The organism is Segetibacter sp. (genome assembly GCF_025963695.1).
Taxonomy (GTDB): Bacteria; Bacteroidota; Bacteroidia; order Chitinophagales; family Chitinophagaceae; genus Segetibacter.
The window spans coordinates 1-4157 of record NZ_JAOQAH010000105.1 but is presented as its reverse complement, the minus strand read 5'-3'; the positions used below and the strand labels follow the sequence as shown (position 1 = coordinate 4157).

The 4157-nt window shown below is 40.2% G+C and carries 3 protein-coding genes; 2 read left to right on the top strand and 1 reads right to left on the bottom strand.

The genetic code is table 11. The features are described from left to right. Positions 1–31: 31 nt before the first annotated feature. Positions 32–2902, bottom strand: a complete 2871-nt coding sequence (locus JWR87_RS18665) for a DEAD/DEAH box helicase (protein WP_297823106.1) — start codon at positions 2900–2902, stop codon at positions 32–34. A 262-nt stretch (positions 2903–3164) separates the two neighbouring features. On the opposite strand from JWR87_RS18665, the gene aat reads away from it, so the two are divergent. Next, positions 3165–3821: a leucyl/phenylalanyl-tRNA--protein transferase gene (gene aat / locus JWR87_RS18660; RefSeq protein ID WP_297823104.1), complete on the top strand. Its 657-nt coding sequence runs from the start codon at positions 3165–3167 to the stop codon at positions 3819–3821. Between the two features lie 178 nt (positions 3822–3999). Further along, positions 4000–4157, top strand: a 158-nt coding sequence (locus JWR87_RS20330; protein ID WP_366090998.1) for a nucleotidyltransferase domain-containing protein, incomplete at its 3' end; no start/stop codon positions are given.

Sequence of the window (4157 nt, the reverse complement as noted above, 5' to 3'; positions counted from 1 at the left end):
AAAGTTATTATGCTTGCTACAAATAAAAATTCTAACTAAACAGGTAGGTTATATCTTCTTCGCTGAGCGTTTTAATAAATCCGTCATCTTCACCAACCAGTTCCTCTGCCAGTTTCTTTTTTCGCTGCTGTAATTGAATAATCTTTTCTTCGATGGTATCCTTGCAAATTATCTTGTAGGCGAAAACGTTCTTTGTTTGGCCAATCCTGTGGGTACGGTCAATGGCCTGTTGCTCTACTGCGGTATTCCACCAGGGGTCGAAAAGGAAAACATAGTCAGCTGCAGTAAGTGTAAGACCGGTGTTTCCGGCTTTCAGACTAATTAAAAACAGGTTGGTTGTATTATCCTTATCCTGGAAAGCATTTACCATTTCTATTCGCTTTGTTGGCGGCGTTTGCCCGTCGAAATGATAATAGTTGATGCCTTGCTTGTCGCATTCGGCAGCAAGCAAATTGAGCATACTGCTAAACTGAGAAAAGACAAGTGCTTTATGTTCCTTTAGGATATTCTTCAGCTCTCCTATCAAAACTTCAGTTTTAACGGAGTCTGTACAAGACTCCTGTTCCGCCACGGGCAATAATAAAGGAGAGTTACAAATTTGTCGCAGTTTAAGCATCCCCTGCAATACTGCCAGCTTGCTTTTATTTAATCCATTATTTTTAATATCGAGAAAGATATTACCCCTGATCTGGTCCTTGATGTTATTGTATAGATCCTGTTGCCTGCCATTCATTTTGCACCACAAGATCATCTCCGTTTTATCAGGAAGATCTTTGGCAACCTGCTCTTTTGTCCGGCGCAATATAAAAGGGGCGGTTAGTTTTTGAAGTGCCTTAATTTTTTCTACATCATGGTTTCTGTCTATGGCATCAGCATATTCCCGTTTAAAAAATTCGCGGCTTCCAAACATGCCCGGCAAGGCAAAGTTTAACTGGGCATACAAATCAAAGGTGTTGTTGACAACCGGAGTACCACTAAGCGCAATGCGAACATCAGCAGGAATCATATTTACCACAGTCGTAATCTGCGCAGAAGGATTTTTGATATTATGACTTTCATCTATTACTGCAACGCCGTAATTATTCGCCAATAGTGTACCTGCATCTGCCCTTAACGTTCCATAACTGGTAATGATCACCTGGCAGCTAGCGTTTGTAACCTCCTCCGCATTACGGCTTGTACCGTGGTAAACAACCGAAGTTATTTCCGGGGTAAACTTTTGCAATTCCTGCTGCCAGTTAAATATCAGAGACGAAGGACATACTATAATATTTACAGAATTTGGATTATGATGAATGTAGTATGCGAGGTAACAAATGGTTTGCAGGGTTTTACCGAGGCCCATGTCGTCTGCAAGACATCCACCTGCACCAGCCTCGGCCAGTAGTGTCAGCCATTCAAATCCTTTTTGCTGGTAGGGCCTTAAAGTTGCCTTTACAGAAGTCGGCAGCTGGTAAATATCTTCGCTTCCATTTTGCCATTGTTGCCACTTTTGCCACCATTGCTCTTTTATAAGCGTTTTTAACACTTGTTTTTCCCCGGTTGCCTGCTGTTCGCTTATGGCCATTACCCGTGCTACCTCTATTTCATCTTTATTTATCTTTCCATGCTTGATAATAGCGGAATATTGTTGTATCCACTCATCATGCAAAATGCCCAGGCTACCATCTTTCAACAGTACCGCCTTTTGCCCGGCCAATAACATTTTCTGCAATTCGTTCAGCCTTAGTTCTTCTTTGCCAAATAACACTTTCATTTGCATCAATACCTTGCCCTGTCCTTCGTGCTTTACATTTACCACCGTTTCTACTTTGAAAGGTGAATATCGGAAGTGGTTCAGCATATCCATACCAACCAACTGAATCCCCTGCTCCAACAGATTATGATACGCTTTTAAAAACCATTGCTTTTTTTGAGCCTCGGCAAAAGAAAGGTAATAGTAACCGTTTCGCTGGTTCGAAAAATTTGGATGAAGGCCTATAAGTAATTTTACAAATTCATCTTCTGCCTCTTTATTACGGATGATTTCAACTGTCTCGCCTTCAACCACCGTTTCATAGCTTTCTTTCCACGGATTCTCCATTACAAAACCATCGTACACCCATTGTGGCGTAAGCATTAAAAAAGCGCCGTTTAGTTCACTCAACAATACCCGGTTGACGGGCAGTGTTTTGATTTCCTTTTTGCTGAATAAATTGTTACGATTTACGTTATAGTCCAGCTCCAGTTTGGTTAAAATATTCTGGGAAAAGGCGGTAGGATCACCTCCATATTGTCCCTTGTTGTTTTCCGCTATCCACTCGATGGTCTGATAATCTTTGTAGGACAGCAAAAAATATTCACTATTGCTTTCCAGTAAAAAGTGGTTGCGACTAAACTCATTTAAATTATACGAAGCGCCGTTAAGAACAACTTCAGTTTTTAAAACAAGACTGTTTGATTCTTTGGCAACATGAAAATTTAAATGAGGCCTATAGCTACTAAACGCACAGGGAGCTATTTTAAAACTTTTACCATTGTCTACCCTTGTCCTATGATACCATTTTAAGAGACTAAAAAAAGGCTTTAGCTTATCAAATAACTGGTGAAAATGACGACGGGTTGCATTTATAATTAAGGCCGTTTCAGGGGCAGTTAACTTTTTATCCAAAAAAGGCTTCCCAACCTTGTATTGAAAGCTGTTAAACGCGTCGGGGCAAAAGTTTTGAAGTAAATCTCTTACAACTTGAGGCAGATGCGAATAATGCTTGTTCAACTCTTTAGACTGCAAATCGAAAAGATCGTAGTCAATTCCCTTATTCGACTTTTGAACATGTAAAGACTCAAGCAACCGGTATTTAGTGCCTAATTCGTGTGGCGATAATAATACTGCAATTTTAGTCTCCGTTTTCACTGCCGCCATACGTTCTGTTTTTAAAACTGTCAACAGCTGCAAACATAATTATTCCACACAGGTATTTTAATATCAAAAAGCGCCCCTTTGGCTAACGGGCAAAAAATGTTCATTTCTTGTTAGAAGTTTTATTAAGCAATCTTCGATGGCGCTTATCAACATCGTTGTGTCACTCACTTCTACTTGTAGTAACTTGCCTCGACGCTTAAAAACACGTCGTTTTAATATTTTTCTTTACAACGTATACGAACAAAATCGCTTCTTTCTAAAAATGCCCCTCTACGTATTAGACAATAACCTATGGTTTCCTCCCATCACTGAAGCGTTACACGACGGCTTATTAGCCATTGGAGGAGATCTATCTGTGGAGCGATTATTACTGGCATATCGTAAGGGAATTTTTCCATGGTTCGATGGAGACGTACCAATGTGGTGGAGCCCAGACCCAAGGTTTGTATTATTTCCAAATGAACTAAGAGTAAGCAAAAGCATGAAAGCACTCTTAAAAAGAAGTGCTTTTGAATTTACCATCAACAAAGCTTTCGCGCAGGTAATACGAGCATGCAAAGAAAAAGAACGTGAAGGCCAGGATGGAACATGGATAACAGACGATGTAGAAGCAGCATACGTTCAATTACATAAACTGGGTTACGCACACAGCGCCGAAGTTTGGCTTAATGGTGAACTAGCCGGAGGATTATACGGGGTTCGTTTGAATAATATGTTTTTTGGTGAAAGTATGTTTAGCCACGTAAGCAACGCCAGTAAGTATGCTTTTATAAAGTATGTACATCAACTTATAAGCGAAGGAGTTCAACTAATAGACTGCCAGGTGCATACGGAGCATCTTGAGACCCTGGGAGCAAGGATGATAGAGAGGCGGGAGTTTATGGAGTATGTGAAGGGGTTGAAGAAAAATCAGTTATAACCGCAAGAACCATTGGCGTTACGCGAGCAAGGTTTAATAAAAGACAACGTTTAATTCCTGATTTTATTCACAAATTGAGGCTATGAGTGATAGCAAAATTATAAAGTCAAAACTTGCTGAAGCATTGCCCGAATTGCAACAGAAGTATCCTATATCCCGGATTGGATTGTTTTGATCGATAACACGTCCGGATTATGTTGAAGGGGAAAGTGATATAGACATCATGGTTGAGCTACACGGATATTTAGGATATGGGTTCATTGAACTTGCAGAAAAGCTGGAATACATTCTTCAAAAAAAGGTAGACCTAGTATCAAGAGACGGTTTAAAGCCTCA

Coding starts and splice junctions, on each gene's coding strand:
- JWR87_RS18665 (WP_297823106.1), bottom strand. CDS start 2,902: ATGGCGGCAGTGAAAACGGAGACTAAAATTGCAGTATTATTATCGCCA.
- aat (WP_297823104.1), top strand. CDS start 3,165: ATGCCCCTCTACGTATTAGACAATAACCTATGGTTTCCTCCCATCACT.